This window comes from Ensifer sp. ENS10 (assembly GCF_014852025.1).
Taxonomy (GTDB): Bacteria; Pseudomonadota; Alphaproteobacteria; order Rhizobiales; family Rhizobiaceae; genus Ensifer.
In genome coordinates this window covers 1204018-1221996 of record NZ_JACVAS010000002.1, presented here as the reverse complement: position 1 = coordinate 1221996, position 17979 = coordinate 1204018, and the positions used below count along the sequence as shown (strand labels likewise).

At 62.8% G+C, this 17979-nt stretch carries 17 protein-coding genes; 4 read left to right on the top strand and 13 right to left on the bottom strand.

From position 1 onward, the window contains the following. Window positions 1-15: 15 nt before the first annotated feature. From IB265_RS12900 to IB265_RS12875, 6 genes are all read right to left on the bottom strand, one after another. Window positions 16-1008 carry an ABC transporter substrate-binding protein gene (locus tag IB265_RS12900; RefSeq protein ID WP_057249043.1) on the bottom strand — a complete coding sequence of 331 codons (993 nt, stop codon included), beginning with the start codon at window positions 1006-1008 and terminating at the stop codon, window positions 16-18. 99 nt (window positions 1009-1107) lie between these two features. Beyond that, window positions 1108-1977: an ABC transporter permease gene (locus IB265_RS12895; RefSeq protein WP_057249044.1), complete on the bottom strand. Its 870-nt coding sequence runs from the start codon at window positions 1975-1977 to the stop codon at window positions 1108-1110. Continuing rightward, the gene (locus tag IB265_RS12890) at window positions 1974-2858 is read right to left on the bottom strand and encodes an ABC transporter permease (RefSeq protein WP_057249045.1); all 885 of its coding nucleotides are present in this window, start codon (window positions 2856-2858) and stop codon (window positions 1974-1976) included. The genes IB265_RS12895 and IB265_RS12890 overlap by 4 nt, the downstream gene beginning before the upstream one ends. Before the next feature lie 2 nt (window positions 2859-2860). Then, the gene (locus tag IB265_RS12885; protein ID WP_057249046.1) at window positions 2861-3196 is read right to left on the bottom strand and encodes a hypothetical protein; all 336 of its coding nucleotides are present in this window, start codon (window positions 3194-3196) and stop codon (window positions 2861-2863) included. After that, window positions 3193-3657, bottom strand: a complete 465-nt coding sequence (locus tag IB265_RS12880; protein ID WP_057249047.1) for a GNAT family N-acetyltransferase — start codon at window positions 3655-3657, stop codon at window positions 3193-3195. Before IB265_RS12880 ends, IB265_RS12885 begins: the two co-directional genes overlap by 4 nt. Then, window positions 3647-4438 carry an ABC transporter ATP-binding protein gene (locus IB265_RS12875; RefSeq protein WP_057249048.1) on the bottom strand — a complete coding sequence of 264 codons (792 nt, stop codon included), beginning with the start codon at window positions 4436-4438 and terminating at the stop codon, window positions 3647-3649. The genes IB265_RS12880 and IB265_RS12875 overlap by 11 nt, the downstream gene beginning before the upstream one ends. 121 nt (window positions 4439-4559) lie before the next feature. On the opposite strand from IB265_RS12875, the gene IB265_RS12870 reads away from it, so the two are divergent. Beyond that, the gene (locus tag IB265_RS12870; RefSeq protein ID WP_057249049.1) at window positions 4560-4973 is read left to right on the top strand and encodes a cupin domain-containing protein; all 414 of its coding nucleotides are present in this window, start codon (window positions 4560-4562) and stop codon (window positions 4971-4973) included. A 93-nt stretch (window positions 4974-5066) separates the two neighbouring features. Here the strand turns inward: IB265_RS12870 and hydA are convergent, their stop codons facing one another. Both hydA and IB265_RS12860 read right to left on the bottom strand, forming a co-directional pair. Further along, window positions 5067-6521 (bottom strand): dihydropyrimidinase, encoded by a 1455-nt coding sequence (gene hydA, locus IB265_RS12865; protein WP_057249050.1) that lies wholly within the window; start codon window positions 6519-6521, stop codon window positions 5067-5069. Window positions 6522-6706: 185 nt separating this feature from the next. Beyond that, window positions 6707-7957 carry a Zn-dependent hydrolase gene (locus IB265_RS12860; protein ID WP_093234882.1) on the bottom strand — a complete coding sequence of 417 codons (1251 nt, stop codon included), beginning with the start codon at window positions 7955-7957 and terminating at the stop codon, window positions 6707-6709. Window positions 7958-8240: 283 nt separating this feature from the next. On the opposite strand from IB265_RS12860, the gene rutR reads away from it, so the two are divergent. Next, window positions 8241-8894, top strand: a complete 654-nt coding sequence (gene rutR, locus IB265_RS12855; protein ID WP_057249052.1) for an HTH-type transcriptional regulator RutR — start codon at window positions 8241-8243, stop codon at window positions 8892-8894. A gap of 15 nt (window positions 8895-8909) precedes the next feature. Here rutR and IB265_RS12850 read toward each other — a convergent pair whose 3' ends face one another. The 3 genes from IB265_RS12850 to IB265_RS12840 form a co-directional block, all read right to left on the bottom strand. After that, window positions 8910-9839 carry a DMT family transporter gene (locus tag IB265_RS12850; RefSeq protein ID WP_192494808.1) on the bottom strand — a complete coding sequence of 310 codons (930 nt, stop codon included), beginning with the start codon at window positions 9837-9839 and terminating at the stop codon, window positions 8910-8912. 37 nt (window positions 9840-9876) lie between these two features. Then, entirely contained in the window at window positions 9877-11553 is a 1677-nt protein-coding gene (locus IB265_RS12845) for an adenylate/guanylate cyclase domain-containing protein (protein ID WP_057249128.1), read from the bottom strand. Between the two features lie 305 nt (window positions 11554-11858). Continuing rightward, complete coding sequence (locus IB265_RS12840; RefSeq protein WP_057249054.1) at window positions 11859-12758, bottom strand: LysR family transcriptional regulator; 900 nt, start codon at window positions 12756-12758, stop codon at window positions 11859-11861. A 106-nt stretch (window positions 12759-12864) separates the two neighbouring features. Here IB265_RS12840 and IB265_RS12835 point away from each other — a divergent pair, with 106 nt between their 5' ends. Further along, window positions 12865-13893 carry an NAD(P)-dependent alcohol dehydrogenase gene (locus IB265_RS12835; RefSeq protein WP_192494807.1) on the top strand — a complete coding sequence of 343 codons (1029 nt, stop codon included), beginning with the start codon at window positions 12865-12867 and terminating at the stop codon, window positions 13891-13893. A 73-nt stretch (window positions 13894-13966) separates the two neighbouring features. Here IB265_RS12835 and preA read toward each other — a convergent pair whose 3' ends face one another. Then, on the bottom strand, window positions 13967-15280 hold the full coding sequence (gene preA, locus IB265_RS12830; RefSeq protein WP_057249056.1) for an NAD-dependent dihydropyrimidine dehydrogenase subunit PreA: 1314 nt from the start codon (window positions 15278-15280) through the stop codon (window positions 13967-13969). Between the two features lie 20 nt (window positions 15281-15300). Further along, the gene (locus IB265_RS12825) at window positions 15301-16662 is read right to left on the bottom strand and encodes an NAD(P)-dependent oxidoreductase (protein ID WP_057249057.1); all 1362 of its coding nucleotides are present in this window, start codon (window positions 16660-16662) and stop codon (window positions 15301-15303) included. A gap of 312 nt (window positions 16663-16974) precedes the next feature. Here IB265_RS12825 and IB265_RS12820 point away from each other — a divergent pair, with 312 nt between their 5' ends. Beyond that, complete coding sequence (locus IB265_RS12820) at window positions 16975-17928, top strand: sugar-binding transcriptional regulator (RefSeq protein WP_057249058.1); 954 nt, start codon at window positions 16975-16977, stop codon at window positions 17926-17928. Window positions 17929-17979: the final 51 nt, after the last annotated feature.

Sequence of the window (17979 nt, the reverse complement as noted above, 5' to 3'; positions counted from 1 at the left end):
ACGATTTGGCGATGTCTACTTCAGTGCGGCATCGGTGATCTCGTGCGTCCAGGCGCCTTCCGGCTCCTTGGAGATCACGGGATCGGAGCCGCCCGCGAGCAGCGATTGCACCGTGCGCTTGTAGTCGGCCTCATCCAGCGCGCCGTTCGAGCCGGCCGTGAGCTTGGCCACTTCGCCCATCATGCGCTTCTGGTGTTTTTCCGTCTGGGCGCCGGTGGAGTCGTTTTCGAGCACGATGCCTGCGGCTTCATCCGGGTTCTCTTCCGCGAATTTCCAGCCTTTCATCGAGGCGCGCACGAACTTGACCATCTTTTCCTTGAAGGCGGCGTCCTTGAGCTTGTCTTCAAGCACGTAGAGGCCGTCTTCGAGCGTCGCCACGCCCTGGTCCTCGTATTTGAAGGTAACGAGGTCGTCCGGCTTGATGCCGGCGTCGATGACCTGCCAGTATTCGTTATAGGTCATGGTCGAGATGCAGGCGGCCTGCTTCTGGATCAGCGGGTCGACGTTGAAGCCCTGTTTCAGGACCGTGACGCCGTTCGGGCCGCCATCCGTCGGGATCTTCAGATGCGCCATCCAGGAGAGGAACGGATACTCGTTGCCGAAGAACCAGACGCCGAGGGTCTGGCCCTTGAACTTGTCGGGGCTGGTGACGCCGGTTTCCTTGAGGCAGGTCAGCATCATGCCCGATTTCTTGAAGGGCTGGGCGATGTTGACGAGCGCGACACCCTTTTCGCGGGTGGCAAGGGCAGAGGGCATCCAGTCGACGATCACATCGGCGCCGCCGCCGGCGATCACCTGTGCCGGTGCGATATCAGGACCGCCGGGCTTGATGTCGACGTCGAGACCTTCCTCCTCGTAATAGCCCTTGTCCTTGGCGACGTAGTAGCCGGCAAATTGCGCCTGGGTCACCCATTTCAGCTGCAGTGTCACCTTCTCGGCGGCCTCAGCCTGGAACGCTGCCAGCGAAAAGACGCCTGCGGCGAGAAGCGATGCAAGTCTTTTGTTCATGTCAGTTCCCTCTTGTTTTTGTTTCATTTTCTTTCAACTGCGCAATTCCGGACGGAAAACCGTTTCACACTTTTTCTGGAATTGCTCAGGCAGTATGCGTCAGGCGCGCCCTCCGCGGATGGAAGGATGCCAGAAGGTGACAGCGCGCTCGATGAGCGCGACCACCCCGTAGAAGGCGGAGCCTGCGACCGCCGCGACGGCGATCTCGGCCCAGACCATGTCGACATTCATGCGTCCCACTTCCGTGGAAATCCGGAACCCCATGCCGACGATGGGGGTTCCGAAGAACTCGGCGACGATGGCGCCGATCAGCGCCAGTGTCGAATTGATCTTCAGCGCGGTGAAGATGAACGGCCAGGCGGCCGGCAGGCGCAGCTTGACGAGCGTCTGCCACCAGGACGCCGCATAGGTGCGCATCAGATCGCGCTCCATGTGGCTGGCGGCGGCAAGGCCGGCGACCGTGTTCACCAGCATCGGGAAGAAGGTCATGATGACGACGACCGCGACCTTCGACTGCCAGTCGAAGCCGAACCACATGACCATGATAGGCGCGACGCCGATGACGGGGAGGGCCGAGACGAAGTTGCCGAGCGGCAAGAGGCCCTTCTGCAGGAACGGCGAGCGGTCGATGAGGATCGCGACGGCAAAGCCGAGGCCGCAGCCGAGCGCGTAGCCAATCAGCACCGCCTTCAGGAAGGTCTGGCGGAAGTCGGCGCCAAGCGTCGGCAGCGAATTGATCAGCTTCTGCCAGATCATGGAGGGTGCCGGCAGCAGCACGGACGGCACGGAGAAGCCGCGAACGATGCCTTCCCAGAGAACCAGGATGGTGATGCCGAAGAGCAAGGGCACGGCAAATCGTGCGGCGCTGTTGGCGACGTCGCTTTGGAATTTTTGGCGCACCAGCCACTCGTTGAAGGCCCAGGCGGCGAGCCAGAAGATGATCGCTGCTGCAAGGACTGGCAGGTTCATGGCTTGGCTCCCATGCGCTTCAGGACGGCGGTGTGGGCAAAGCCGACGATCATGACGAGGACAGCGGCGAGTGCTGCCGCCATGAAGAGGGCCGCCCAGATCTGCACCGTCTGGCCGTAATAGGAACCGGCGAGCAGGCGGGCGCCGAGGCCGGCGACAGCACCGGTCGGCAGCTCGCCAACGATCGCGCCGACCAGCGAGATGGCAACGGCAACCTTCAGCGAGGTGAAGAGATAGGGCATGGACGACGGCCAGCGCAGCTTCCAGAAGGTCTGTGCCGATGAGGCGTAATAAGTGTGCATCAGATCGAGCTGGATCGTTTCCGGACTACGTAGCCCCTTCACCATGCCGACGACGACGGGGAAGAAGGAAAGGTAAGTGGAAATCAGCGCCTTCGGCAGCAGGCCCGAGATGCCGATGGCGTTCAAGACGACGATGATCATCGGCGCGATGGCGAGGATCGGGATCGTCTGGCTGGCGATCACCCACGGCATCAGCGAACGATCCATGGCGCGGTTGTGCACGATGCCGACCGCGAGCAGGATGCCGAGTGCTGCACCGATGCCGAAGCCGAGCAGGGTCGCCGAAAGCGTGATCCAGGCGTGGTAGACGAGGCTGCGTTTCGACGTGATTGCCTTGTTGAATGTCGTGTCCCAGATCTCGGCGATCACCTGGTGCGGCGCCGGCAGCACCGGGCGTTCCTGCGCCATGGTGTTGCGCATGATCTCGGAGAAGGTGATTTCGGTGCCGGCACGCGCGGCCGTGTCGCGCTCGAAGGGCGCGTTCAGGAAGACGACTGCGACGTACCAGAGCGCGATCAGCAGCACGACGACGGTGCCGACCGGCAGCAACTTGTCCCTGAGGAAGCTTGGTTCCTGCATTGTCACGCCTTTCCGCTTGCGGGCAACAACATCAGACCCATGGCGACGATGCCGAGAAGGACACCGGCGGCCTGTGTGAGGCTCAACCGTTCACCAAAGACCGCAAAGGCGATGATGTTGACGAGCACGAGCTGTACGAGCGCCGAAAGCGAAATTGCGAGGCCGAGGCCACCTTCGCGCATCAGCTTCACCATGATGATGTTGCCGATGACGTAGAGCCCAAGCGCGAGGACGAGCATACCGAGGTGATTATTCGAAACATAGGCGCGCGAGGCGGTCGCGCCGCCGAGAAAGATCGTCGTTGCCAAGAGCATCCAGAGGCCAAAGGCGAGGTTCATGCCTGCATCTCCTTGGCCTGCCAGCGATAGTGGATATCCGGCAGCTTCTCTTCGTTGTCGCCGTCCGTGCGCCGCACGACTTCGAAGCCCTGGTGCTGGTAGAAGCGCTGGGCGTCACGATTGTGTTCGAAGGTCCAGAGATTGAGTTCTTCCGGAGACAAGTCCTTGGCGGCCTGCACGAGCTGCGAGCCGATGCCGGTGCCGCGGTGAGGCGCGTCGATGTAGAGCGCCGTGACGTAGCGGTCGTCGGAAAGCGCAAGGAAGCCGGCGACGTCGTTCTTCCGCTCCGCCACGATCACCCTGCGTTCGGCAAACACCGTGTCGGCGTAGTAGCGCTCGACGTCGGCATGATCGTGCACGCGCGGCATCCACGGTGTTGCGTCGATCCAGCGGTTGAGGATGCCGGCGCAGGCGGCCATGTCGGTCCGTTCGGCCGGGCGGATCACGGCACTATTCGTCATAGCTGTGTCCCGCGCGCAGGCCCTCGCGAACGCGATGGGCAATCTCCAAGAATTCCGGCGTCTCGCGAATGCCGAGCGGGCGTTCGCGCGGCAGCGTCGATTCGATGACGTCGGTGACGCGGCCGGGACGCGGGCTCATCACCACGATCTTGGTTGAGAGGTAGACGGCCTCGGGGATCGAGTGGGTAACGAAACAGATCGTCTTGTTGGTGCGGGCCCAGAGCTTCAACAGCTGTTCGTTGAGGTGATCGCGGACGATCTCGTCGAGCGCGCCGAAGGGTTCGTCCATCAAAAGCAGATCGGCATCGAAGGCGAGTGCACGGGCGATCGAGGCGCGCTGCTGCATGCCGCCAGACAGCTGCCAGGGATATTTCTTGCCGAAGCCCGTGAGGTTGACGAGGTCGAGCGTGCGCTCGATGCGCGCCTTCTTCTCTTCCCTCGAATAGCCCATGATCTCCAGCGGCAGGGCGATGTTGTTCTCGATCGTGCGCCAGGGATAAAGCGCTGCCGCCTGGAACACGTAGCCATAGGCGCGCTGCTTGCGCGCTTCCTCGGGCGTCATACCGTTGACGCTGATCTTGCCGGAGCTCGCCTTTTCGAGATCGGCGATCACTCTGAGAAACGTCGTCTTGCCGCAGCCGGACGGGCCGATGAAGGAAACGAAGTCACCCTTGGCGACGTCCAGATTGACGCCGGTCAGCGCATGCACCGGTCCATCGGCGGTTTCGAAAGTCAGGCAGAGGTCCCGGGCCGAAACCACGGATGCGGTATTGGACGTCATCGGCGAATACTCATTCTGGCTGGTCTGTGTCAGACTGCTATCCGGACCGGCAACATGCAATCGCGGATTTGGGTGCGGAGCCGTTTGTTGCTGGTTTTTCAGGGAATTCTGGAGAACAGTCATGTCTCGATCATCCAATCCGGGCTGTCGCGTGGTTCGTCCTGAAGGCGTGCAGGCCGGCCAGCAGGGGCTCAACTATTTCGAGGGCATTGCGGCGGAGACCGTAGGTGCGACTGGCCTCAGCATGCATATCGTCACGATCCCGCCCGGCGCGCGCGCCAAGGCGCATCTGCACGAGAGCCACGAGACGGCGATCTATGTGCTTTCGGGCGAGGCCTGGACCTGGTTTGGCGAGAAGCTGGAGGAACACGTCGTCGCCCGGGCCGGTGACATGGTCTATATCCCCGCCGGCATGCCACACCTGCCGGAGAACCGTTCGAATGAGCCCTGTTCGGCCGTCATTGCGCGCACGGACCCGAAGCAATTGGAAAGCGTCATGCTTCTGCCCGAGCTCGACGCGCTCGTGCATGCCTGACGCCACCCGCGCCGAAGTGCCCCGCCGATCTGGCAGGGCATGTCCGGTGGGACAGAGCGGCGCGAAGACGTGCAAGCCGCGAAACATGAGGCCTCAGACGCCGGTCGCCGGAATGCCGGTGCGCTGGACGGCGCGCGGTGCCGTGACTTCCTTCCAGGTAGAAAGAGCGGAGCTGACGGCCGGGAACGGATCGCGGCGGACGAATTCGCCGTGGCCTTCGCGGGTCTTGATCGTGCTTTCCTCGATCGCGACGACGCCGCGGGTCAGCGTGTAGCGTGGCAGGCCCTTCACCTCCTTGCCCTCGAAGACGTTGTAGTCGATCGCCGACTGCTGGTTCTTGGCCGAGATGGTCTTGGTGCGCTTCGGGTCCCAGACGACCAGGTCGGCATCGGCGCCGACGAGGATCGCGCCCTTCTTCGGGTAGATGTTGAGGATCTTGGCGATGTTGGTCGAGGTGACCGCCACGAACTCGTTCATGGTGATGCGGCCGGTGTTGACGCCATGGGTCCAGAGCATCGGCATGCGGTCTTCGAGACCGCCGGTGCCGTTGGGGATCTTGGTGAAGTCGCCGAGGCCGGAGCGTTTCTGTTCGCTTGTAAAGGCGCAATGGTCGGTCGCGACCACCTGCAGCGAGCCCGAGGCGAGACCGGCCCAGAGTGAGTCCTGATGCAGCTTGTTGCGGAAGGGTGGCGACATCACGCGGCGGGCCGCATGGTCCCAGTCCTTGTTGAAATATTCGGTTTCATCCAGCGTCAGATGCTGGATCAGCGGCTCGCCGAAGACGCGCATGCCCTTGGCGCGGGCCCGGCGGATCGCCTCATGCGCCTGCTCGCAGGAGGTGTGCACGATATAGACCGGGCAGCCGGCCATGTCGGCGATCATGATCGCGCGGTTGGTTGCTTCGCCCTCGACTTCGGCCGGCCGCGAATAGGCGTGTGCCTCCGGACCGTTGTTGCCTTCGGCAAGCAGCTTCGCCTGGAGCTGGGCGACGACATCGCCGTTTTCCGCGTGCACGAGCGGCAGCGCGCCGAGGGCTGCGCAGCGCTGGAAGGACGAGAACATCTCGTCGTCGTCGACCATCAGCGCGCCCTTATAGGCCATGAAGTGCTTGAAGGTGTTGATGCCCTTGTCCTTAACGATGGTCTCCATCTCGTTGAAGACCTGCTCGCTCCACCAGGTGATCGCCATGTGGAAGGAATAGTCGCAGTTGGCGCGGGTAGACTTGTTGTCCCACATGGTGAGCGCTTCGAGCAGCGACTGGTTGGGGGAGGGCAGCGCGAAATCGACCACCATGGTCGTGCCGCCGGCAAGTGCCGCACGCGTGCCGCTTTCGAAATCGTCCGAGGAATAGGTGCCCATGAAGGGCATTTCGAGATGGGTGTGCGGGTCGATGCCGCCCGGCATGATGAAACAGCCGCTCGCATCCAGCGTCTCGTCACCGGAAAGATTGGGGCCGATCTCGACGATCCTGCCGCCCTCGATCTTGACGTCCGCCTTGTAGGTCAGGTCGGCCGTGACGATGGTTCCACCCTTGATGACAGTGCTCATGGTACTTGATCCTCGCGATTGCGCTTCCGGCGCCTACAGCGCCGCGCGTGTTTTAATACGCGCTAAGGTCGCTGTAGCATTTTAGATTTGCTGCATAATTTCCCCTTAAATCGATCCCGATTTAAGGAATTATGCAGTAGGCGGCCGCCACGAAAAAGGGCGGAACTTTCGTCCCGCCCGCAAACTCATTCGACGATTTCAGCCGTTTCGACGACGGCGTGGAAGAGGACGTCGGCGCCGGCGCTGGCCCACTCCTTGGAGATATCCTCCGCCTCGTTGTGGCTGAGGCCACCGACGCAAGGGCACATGATCATCGTCGTCGGCGCCACCTTGGCGGCCCAGCAGGCGTCGTGGCCGGCGCCCGAGATGATGTTCATGTGGCTGTAGCCGAGCCGTTCGGCGGCATCGCGCACGGCGGTAACCAGTTTCGGGTCGAAGGTCACCGGTTCGAAGTGGCCTATCGCCTCGATGGAACAGCCGACGCCGAGCGGCTCGGTGATCTTTGGCGCTTCGGCCTCGATCCTGGCGCGCATGCGATCGAGCTTCTCCTTGTCGGGCGAGCGGATATCAACGGTGAAGACCACCTTGCCCGGCAGAACGTTGCGGGAATTGGGGGAGAAGACCACCTGGCCGACGCCACCGACGGCACCCGGCTGGTTCACCATGGCAACACTCTGGACCATTTCCATGATGCGGGCCATGGCGAGGCCGGCATTGACGCGCATGTTCATCGGCGTCGAGCCGGTATGGGCTTCGCGTCCCGTCAGCGTGAACTCCAGCCACCAGAGGCCCTGACAGTGGGTGACGACGCCGATGTCCTTCCCCTCGGCTTCGAGGATCGGGCCCTGCTCGATATGGTATTCGAAATAGGCATGCATCCTGCGGGCGCCGACCTCTTCGTCGCCGACCCAGCCGATGCGTTTCAATTCATCGCCGAAGGTCTTTCCTTCCGGATCCTTGCGGCCATAGGCGAAGTCCTGGCTGTGCACGCCGGCAAAGACGCCGGAGGCGAGCATGGCCGGCGCGAAGCGTGCGCCTTCCTCGTTCGTCCAGTTGGTAACGACGACCGGGTGCTTGGTCTTGATGCCGAGGTCGTTCATCGAGCGAATGACTTCGAGGCCGGAGAGCACGCCCAACACACCGTCGAACTTGCCGCCGGTCGGCTGGGTGTCGAGATGCGAACCGACATAGACGGGCAGAGCGTCCGGGTCGGTGCCGGCGCGTGTGAAGAACATGTTGCCCATACTATCGACGCCCATGGTGAGGCCGGCCGTCTCGCACCAGGACTCGAACAACCGGCGCCCTTCGGCGTCCGCGTCGGTCAATGTCTGGCGGTTATTGCCGCCAGCAACGCCAGGGCCGATCTTGGCCATTTCCATAAGTGAATCCCACAGGCGGTCGGCATTGACACGCATGTTCTCGCCAGGTGCAGCCACGGCGGTCTCCTCATCTTTTCAGGGCCTTGCCTCAATCGGCGCGCCCTTATGTTCCCTTGGTCAAATCCAGGCTTGGTTTTTTCTGGTGCCCTTCGATCAGCCGTTGCCTTTGGCGGTGAACTGGCTGATAATTTGACCGGTTGGTAAACATTACAACTTCCATTGCGGCACTCAAGCCGGAAAAGCAAAAAAACGAAGTTGTTGCCCAAGAAGATGGCGAGGCCGGAAATTGGGCAGATCGGTTCTTGCGCGGCGAGGCGCGCGGGGATCGCCAGGGGGACAGATGGTACTACCGAGAGCGGCCAGGACCCAGAGGCGGACACGCATCCAGGAAGAGAAAGAAGAGCGCATTCTGGAAGCGGCGCTTGAAGTCTTCTCCGCCAATGGTTTCCGCGGCGCGACCGTCGACCAGATCGCCGAAGTGGCGGGCATGTCGAAGCCCAATTTGCTTTATTATTTCCGCACGAAGGAAGCGATGCACCGGGCGCTGATCGACCGGGTGCTCGATACCTGGCTCGATCCCCTGCGCGAGTTCAATGCCGAGGGAAATCCGGTCGCCGAGATCCGCAGCTACATCCGGCGCAAGCTCGAAATGGCCCGCGACTATCCGCGCGAAAGCCGGCTCTTCGCCAACGAGGTGCTGCAGGGTGCTCCGCATATCGAGGACGAGCTCAAGGGGCCGTTGAAGGCGCTGGTCGACGAGAAGGCGGAGGTGATCCGCGCCTGGGCGAAAGCCGGCAAGATCGCCAAATGCGACCCCTACCACCTGATCTTTGCGATCTGGTCAACGACCCAGCATTATGCCGACTTCGACGTGCAGGTACGCGCCGTGCTTGGCCAGGGCAATGCCGGCGAGGGACGGTTCGAAGACGCAGCGCGCTTTTTGGAGCGGCTCTTTGTCGACGGGCTGCAGGTCAGCGAGCAGCCGGCGGCCTGAGCCGCCCGCACATCTTCAATCGGGCAGCAGCGCCATCAGGAGCAGGCCGCAGGCCGTGGTCAGCGCGCCGGCAAGAACCGGCAGGCTGGTCCAGCCGTGGCCGAGCAGCCCTTCGAGCAGAATGATGAAGCTCGGCGTCAAATAGCCATAGCCGAGCACCTTGGATGCCGGCAGCCGCATCGAAGCATATTGCAGCAGCAGGAAGGTGATGGCGGTGGTGACGACGGCGAGATAGAGGACGGCGACCCAGACGATCGCGGGAAGCGCTGTAAAGTCCGTGGTGATGAGACCGATGCCACCGGGCACCAGCAGCCAGGGCACGGTGAAGACCGCGACCCAGAAGCCGAAGGCGAAGGGGTTTTCCTGTCGGCCGAACTTGCGGATCAGCGGCACATAGATCGCGTGGCAGACGACGCCGACGAAGAAGATTAGCTCGCCCTGGCCGATATCGAAGGCAAGGATCGCCTGGATATTGGCGCGGAAGATCACCCAGACGGCGCCGAGGGCTGCGATGATGAGGCCCGCGAGCACGCCCGGGCGCGTGCGCTGGCCGAGCAGCAGACAGGCGAAACCGGCGCTGAGCAACGGCATCAGGGTGAAGACCGCGCCGGTGGAAACCGGGTTGGTGAATTCCAGCGCCTTGAACATCGTCAGCATGTAGACGGCGATCAGGCCGCCGAGGATCACGAAGCGCCACGATTGCTTGGGGAAGTGAAAAGGCACGCGCGCATAGCCGAAGGTCATCAGCCCCAGCACGATGACAGTCAGCAGATAGCGCCAGAGCGTCAGCGGTCCGGCGCCCATGTGCTGGGTTGCAAGACCACCGAAAGAGAAGGAACCGGCGATCAAAATGGAAAAGCTCATCATCGCCAGATGTGCCCTCAGCTTCTCGATGCCTTTGGCGTGAACCTGATGGGGCGTTTTCGGGGATACGTCCTGCTTCATTCACGATTCCGGGGAGTATGAGGGCGGGGATACCAACCTAAGCGTTTGACGGCGTTGGTTGCAAGGCCGCGGAGATTCGCGCGGCATCCTCGACGATCCAGGTTTCGAGTGTCGCCTGCCGGCCGCGCAGGCCGATGTCCAGCCGCTCGTGTCCTTCGATCACGAGACCCGCCCGATTGACGAGTTCGGCGGAGACGGCGAGCTGCACGTCGTGCTCTTTGGCGAGGCCCTCCAAGCGGCTGGCGGTGTTGATCGTGTCGCCGACCGCCGTCAGCGACGTCGCCTGGCCATAGCCGATCTCACCGATGATGGCGGGGCCGGAGTGCAGCCCCATCGCGATGCGCAGCGGTTCGTCGAGTTCGCCGCGGAAGGTCTGGTTGAGCGTCTCGATGCCCTTGGAGATCCGCACGGCGGCGGCGAGCGACTGCCGGCAGGCCTCGGTGTAGGAACTCTTGAGGCCGAAGATCGCGAGCGCGCCATCGCCGATGAACTTGTCGATGACGCCGCCGGAATCCTCGACCGCTTCGCCCACCATCTCGAAGTAGCGGTTGAGCAGGAACACTGTGTCGAAGGGCAGCTTGTGTTCGGCAATGCTGGTAAAGCCGCGCATATCGCAGAAGAGCACGGCGATGCGTCGCTCCCGGCCTTCGCCGCCCTCGCGTCCGATCTGTTTCTTGATGCCGAGGCTGTCGCTGTCGAGGATCGGCACGACCGTCACGTTGTGCACAGGGCGGAACTGGCAGGCGAGACGGACATTGTCGGGCGCGCCGATACGGGTCAGCGTCGCAAGCTCGGCGTCCTCAGGAGCAGGCTGGTCTTCCAAGCCCTGGATGACGCGGACGCGGCAGGTCGAGCAACGCCCGCGGCCGCCGCAGACCGAGACATGCGGGATACCGGCGGCGCGGCTTGCTTCCAGAACGCTGAAGCCGAGATTGACGGTCGCGGTCCGGCCATCGGGATAACGGACGCGAATGCGGCCACCCTTCGGCATGGCCCGCAGCAGGAAGGTGCCACCGATCAGCCCACCGAAACCGAGATAGAGGCCGAGGCGGATGTCCTCGAGAAGCGTGAGATCGACCGCCGGCTTGGTGTAGGCCCTGTCGCCGTAGCCACCGTGTTCTTCATAATTGCTCTCGATCGAGCGGGCGCCGCTGACGAAGCCGAGCAACGCGAAGATCGGCAAGAGGATTGCGACTGTGTAAAGCAGGATTTCATAGCGCGGAAACCAGGCGCGGCCGCGCATCCAGAACCAGGCGCCAAGGCAACCATGGCCCCAGACGAGCAAGAGGGCGACCGATTGCCTGATGGCGTTGACCGAGTTCGACCAGAGTATCCGGAGCATGTCCGGGTAATCCGTATCGACGCCTGTGAAGAGCGGTTCGACGCGCGCGGCGGTGACATGGCCGATCAGCAAAAACGGCAGGCTGAGACCGAAGATGATCTTCAGCGCTTCGCGCGCCGGCATTCTGAGCGTCTGCCGGCGGTAGATGCTTTCGAGCGCCATGGCGAAATGCACCAGCAGGGCGCCGTAGAGCAGCACCGTGCCGGGGACGCTATGCCAGATGAGATTGAAGGCCTTACGGGCGGTTTCCATCGCTTCGATGGAAATGAGACCGAGCGAATGGTTGAAGAAATGGGCCAGCACGAACGAACCGAGTATCGCCCCGGAGACGAGGTGCATTCGCTTGCGTCGGTTGGCCGAAATGATCGTCAAGCAAAAGTCCGGCTCTGCCGGAGCTTTGTCCGGCCGCAGTTTCAAAACCGTCGGAAGATGCGTCGCCGATCCCTGATCGAACGTCACGCACCCCGTGTGAGTTCTCCCTTATTATCCAGATCGCGCGGGCCGACAACTTACCATTTTTACACAATCTGTTTCGTTTTCGTGTCCTGTTCGTTATCGGCGGGGAACGCTATTCAGCGGGGTTCGGTGCCAGAGTTCGATCGGGTTGGCCTGCATGTCGAACTCCCCATGCTTTTGGCTTGTGATGGCAGCACCGGAAACAGCGGCTACCGCTTGCTTCATTCCATCATGGCCGGCAGGCGCGCCGCAAGGGTATCGATGAGCAGGCGCAACTTTGGCGGCATGTATTGGGTTTTCGGCCAGACGACGTAGGTGCCATAGGAGAGCGCCGGCGCATCGGCGAGAATCCGCACGAGCGAGCCTGAGGCGATGCGATTGCCCGCGAGCCAGCATGGCAGCCAGGCGATGCCGAAGCCGTCGGCTGCCGCGTCGGCGATTGAGGTCAGATCGTCGAGCCGCAGCCGCGCCGGCGGCGTGATGGTTCGCACCTGACCCGTCTTTACTGGAAAGGACCAGGCGAGCGGCTGTCCGCTGCGCCGATAGAGGATCGCCTGATGTGACATCAGGTCATCGATCGTTTCAGGCGTGCCGTTTGTTTCAAGATAGGCCGGTGAGGCGCACACGGTCATCCGCTGGTCGGCGATCGTTCGCGTCATCAACTCGGGTTCGCTGCGCAGTGGTCCGGTGCGGATGGCAAGATCGAAGCCGTCCTCGACCAGGTCGACGTTGCGATCACTGAAGTTGAGGTCGAATTCCAGGCGCGGGTGCAGCCGCAGCAGTTCCGACAGCAGCGGCATGATGCATTGGCGGCCGAAATGCACAGGCATCGACAGGCGCAGGCGGCCCTGGATCTCCTGTTTGCCCGATTCCAGCAGCGCCTCTCCGGCTTTGATTTCGCCGAGCGCCCTCAGGCAGTTTTCGTAGAAGAGCTGGCCTTCGTCGGTCAGGCACTGGGTGCGGGTGGTGCGATGGAAGAGGCGAACGCCCAGCCTCTGTTCCAGCTTGGCGACCGTTTTGCCGACTGCCGAGCGCGATAGGTTGAGCCTTTCGGCCGCTGCAGAAAAGCCGCCGGCGTCGGCCGCTTCCACGAACACTGAAACTCCGTTCAGGTAGCTCATTTTTGTATCCTTGGTGGAACCAATATGGCGAAATCATATCGCAACTGGAGAGATAAATTCAACGCTATGGTTTCTTCATCAGATCAAACCGATGAAAGGAAAGACCATGGCAAGACTGATGAAGGAATGGACGATCGATACGTTCGGCGCCTCGAACCTGAAGGTCACGGAGCGGCGCGTTCCTGAGCCGGGTGCGGGCGAGGTGCTCGTTCGCACGACCGCCGTGTCGCTCAATTTCCGCGACAAGCTGGTGCTGGAAAACGGCATGGGTATGCCGCTTGCCTTCCCTTTCGTGCCGGGTTCCGACATGGCCGGCGTGGTCGAAGCGGTCGGCCGCGGCGTCACGCGGTTTAAGCCGGGCGATCGTGTGATTTCCGTCTTCGATCCGACCTGGATTGATGGTCAGAAGCCGGGGACCGCCCGTCATCCGACGTCGTTTGCGCTTGGGGGCCTCAACCCGGGTGTTGCCTCCGAATATGTCGCCTTCCCAGAAGGCTGGTTCGTGAAGGCACCTGAGAGCCTCGACGATGGCGAGGCGAGTACCTTGCCCTGCGCCGGTCTGACCGCCTGGTTCGCTCTGGTCGAGAGGGGACATCCGAAAGCCGGCGAACGCGTCGTCGTGCAGGGCACCGGCGGTGTTTCCCTGTTCGGGCTGCAGATCGCCAAGGCGCACGGGGCCGAAGTGATCGTGACATCAGCCAGTCAGGAAAAGCTCGAACGTGCGCGTGCGCTTGGAGCCGATCATGGCGTAAACCGGCTGTCGGAAGACTGGGCGGAGCGTGTTCTCGCGATTACCGGCGATCATGGCGCGGACCATATCCTCGAGCTTGCCGGCGGCGCCAATCTCGGCAAATCGCTGCAGGCGGTGGCCATGCAGGGGCGGATCTCTGTCATCGGCGTGCTCGAAGGCGGCGAGATCTCGGCGCCGGCGCCATTTGTGCTGTTGAAGTCGCCGGTCATCCAGGGCATCGGCGTCGGCCATCGCCGGGCGCTGGAAGATCTGGTCGGCGCCATCGACCGGACCGGGATCAGGCCGGTCATCGATGCCCGCTACCGGTTCGCAGAGTTGCCCGAGGCGCTGGCGCATCTCGATCGCGGGCCGTTCGGCAAAGTCGTCGTCGAATTCCAGGGTTGAAAGACAAAGCCGCCGGATGGGTTTTCCGGCGGCTTTGCGCGATGCGATCGCGGGCGAACCCGCTTGGCCGCCCTTACTCCGCGGCCTCGCGGGCCATCGGATTGTTCGGGTGCGTCGTCCAGTTGGCGTAGTTCGGGTCGACCGGCTTGCCGGTGCGCTGGTCGATCGTGCCGGCCGGCAGTTCTTCCATGGTGATGCAGTTCTCGACCGGACAGACGCTGACGCAGAGGTTGCAGCCGACGCACTCGTCTTCCATTACCTCGAAGTGGCGCACGCCGTTGACGAACTGGGTGATCGCCTGGTGCGAGGTGTCCTCGCAGACGATGTGACAGCGGCCGCACTTGATGCAGGAATCCTGATCGATCTTGGCCTTGGCGATATAGTTGAGGTTGAGGTACTGCCAGTCAGTGACATTCGGCACGGCGCGGCCGGTGATGTCGTCGAGGTCGCGGTGACCCTTGGCATCCATCCAGTCGGAAAGGCCGGAGATCATTTCCTGGACAATCTTGAAGCCGTAGGTCATCGCCGCGGTGCAGACCTGCACGTTGCCGGCGCCAAGCACCAGGAATTCGGCCGCGTCGCGCCAGGTGGTTATGCCACCGATGCCGGAGATCGGCAGGCCATAGGTTTCGGGATCGCGGGCGATTTCGGCGACCATGTTGAGTGCGATCGGCTTGACCGCCGGGCCGCAATAGCCGCCATGAGTGCCCTTGCCGCCGACCGTCGGGTTCGGGGCGAAGTTGTCGAGATCGACTGACACGATCGAGTTGATCGTGTTGATCAGCGACACGGCGTCGGTGCCGCCGGCCTTGGCGGCGCGGGCAGGCTTGCGGATGTCGGTGATATTCGGCGTCAGCTTGGTGATGACAGGCATGCGCGTGTACTGCTTGCACCAGCGCACGACCATCTCGATATATTCCGGCACCTGGCCGACCGCAGCGCCCATACCGCGCTCGGACATGCCGTGCGGACAGCCGAAGTTGAGCTCGATGCCGTCGGCGCCGGTTTCTTCCACCAACGGCAGGATCGCCTTCCACGCCTCTTCCTCGCAGGGCACCATGATCGAGGCGATCAGGGCCCGGTCCGGCCAGTTCATCTTGACCTGCTTCATTTCGCGCAGGTTCACATAAAGGTCGCGGTCGGTGATGAGCTCGATATTGTTGAAGCCCAGCAGCCGGCGGTCGGCACCCCAGATCGCGCCGTAGCGCGGTCCGTTGACGTTGACGACCGGCGGTCCTTCTTCGCCGAGCGTTTTCCAGACGACGCCGCCCCAGCCCGCCTTGAAGGCGCGCTCGACGTTATAGGCCTTGTCCGTCGGCGGGGCGGATGCCAGCCAGAACGGGTTCGGGGATTTGATGCCGACGAAGTTATTGCGAAGATCAGCCATTGGTTTCTCCTCCCGATCCTTTAGGCAACTGCGCTCGCATGCGGCGCTGCCGCGGCGAGGGCCTGGTTGATCGATTCAGCCGCATCGCGGCCCATGGCGACGGCCGAGACGGTGAGGTCTTCGCCGCCGAGCACGCAGTCGCCACCGGCCCAGACGTTGTCGATCGAGGTTCGCCCTTCGGCATCGGTGACGATACGGCCGCCTTCAAGCTGCAGGGCGCCAAGGCCGCTTCCGAGGAAGCTCTGGCCGATTGCCTTGAAGATCTGATCGGCGGCAATGATACCCGTTTCGCCGGTCGCCGTCAGCTTTCCGTCTTCAAGCGTGGTGTATTCCAGCTCGATGCCTGCGACCTTGCCGTCCTTTTCGGCAATGCGCTTCGGCTGCAGCCAATGGCGGATGGTGACGCCCTTGGAGGTGGCGAGATCCTGCTCGAACTCGGAGGCGTTCATGTGCTCCTTGCCGCGGCGATAACAGATCGTTACCTCTTCGGCGCCGAGCAGCTTTGCCTGGACGGCGGCGTCGATCGCGGTCATGCCGCCGCCGAGGACGACGACACGGCGCCCGACGGGGATGTCGGCCTTCGTCTTCGACTGACGCAGCGCTGCGATGAAGTCGACGGCATCTTCGACGCCCTCGGCGTTTTCGCCTTCCATGCGCAGGGCATTGACGCCGACGAGGCCGAGACCGAGGAAGACGGCATCATACTGCTCGGAGAGCTCGGCAAGACTGAACTCCCGGCCGAGTGCCTGGCCGTTGCGAACCTCGATGCCGCCGATCGACAGCACGTAGTCGACTTCCTTTTGGGCGAAGTCGTCGACCGACTTGTAGGCGGCGATGCCGTATTCGTTGAGGCCGCCCGACTTCGGACGGGCGTCGTAGATCACGACGTCGTGGCCCTTGACGGCGAGCCGATGGGCCGCCGCCAGTCCCGCCGGTCCGGCGCCGACGACGGCGACCTTACGGCCGGAGGAAGCGGCGCGGGTGTAGAACTGCTTGTTCTCCTTCATCGCCACGTCGGTCGCATAGCGCTGCAGGCGGCCGATCTCGACCGGGCGCTCCTCGGCGGTGTTGCGAACGCAGGCCTGTTCGCAGAGCGTTTCGGTGGGACAGACGCGGGCGCACATGCCGCCCAGGATGTTCTGGTCGAAGATCGTCTTGGCCGATCCGATCGGGTTTCCAGTCGATATCTGCCGAATGAACAGCGGGATATCGATGGAGGTGGGACAGGCTGTCATGCACGGCGCGTCATGACAGAAATAACAGCGGTCGGAAGCGACGAGGGCCTCGTGCTTGTCGAGCGGCGGATGGAGGTCGGAGAAATTGCTCTCGTACTCCCCGAGCGGCAGGCGGCCGCCGAGGATCCCAGATTGTGTCGTTCCCATTTTTGGCTCCCAATGTTTTCTCAGGATGATGGAACGGTAACACGCTTTATTTTTTTATCAAACGGTAAAAGTTTGCGGTCGAAATCACCGGAAAGCCTTGTGATCCCGGGCTTTTCTGCCGGCGCGCCAAGCCATTGTTCTTGGCCGATGTTTGACAGGACAGGACAAATAGTGGCAGCAAATTAGAGCGGGATGAGGAATGGTGTTTGCGGTTTTTCGGCCGCTCCCCGCTCTAACTTAAGAGAATCGATCACGATGTCTTTGGGGAGTTCGACCCAAAATCATCGTCATTCGGGGGAACGGAGAACAGGCATGGCGCGCAGGGGCGAGGCGAACAACAGGCTTGATGATGCCGCCCGGGCGGGCTGGCTATACTATGTCGCCGGCCGCACCCAGGACGAGATCGCGACCGTCATGGGGATTTCGCGCCAATCGGCGCAGCGGCTCGTTTCTCTCGCCATGTCCGAGCGGCTGATCAAGGTTCGGCTCGACCATCCGATCGCCGCATGTCTGGAGGCGGCGGCGGGCCTGCGCGACAGATACGGGCTGAAGCATGTGGAGGTCGTGCCGAGCGATCCGGGGTCGACCTCGACGACCGTCGGCATTGCCGAGGCGGGTGCTGCCGAAATCGAGCGCTGGCTGAAGTTGCCGGAGCCGCAGGTGTTGGCGATCGGTACCGGACGCACGCTGAAGGCGGCGGTCGACCAGCTGCCGCCGATGGAATGTCCGCAGCACCGCATCGTTTCGCTCACCGGCAATATCGGCCTCGACGGCTCGGCCGCCTATTACAACGTCATCTTCAGCATGGCCGATGCGGTCAAGGCGCGGCATTTTCCGATGCCGCTGCCCGTGCTCGCCGCCTCGCCGGAGGAGAGGGAAGTGCTGCACAGCCAGAGCCTGGTTCAGGTGGCCCTGAAGCTCGGCGCAGAAGCCAATGTCGCCTTCGTCGGCGTCGGCGAACTCGGCCCGGACGCGCCGCTTTGCCAGGACGGGTTCCTGGCGCAGGACGAGATGGCCGGTCTTACCAGAGCTGGCGCGGCCGGCGAAATCTGCGGCTGGATGTTCGACCATGACGGCGTATTGCTCTCCGGCAGCTTCAACGAACGCGTCGCTTCGGTGCCGCTTCCCTCGCGGGACAAGGCGTCGGTGATCGGCCTTGCCAAGGGGCGGCGCAAGTACGAAGCGCTGTGGGCGGCCGTGAAGGGTGGAATCATCAACGGTCTTATCACCGATGAGGCGACGGCGCGCTATCTGCTCAACGCCTGATCGCAAAGAGCGCGTCCGTTAAAAGGCCGGCCCAGCGCCGGCCTTTCGCAC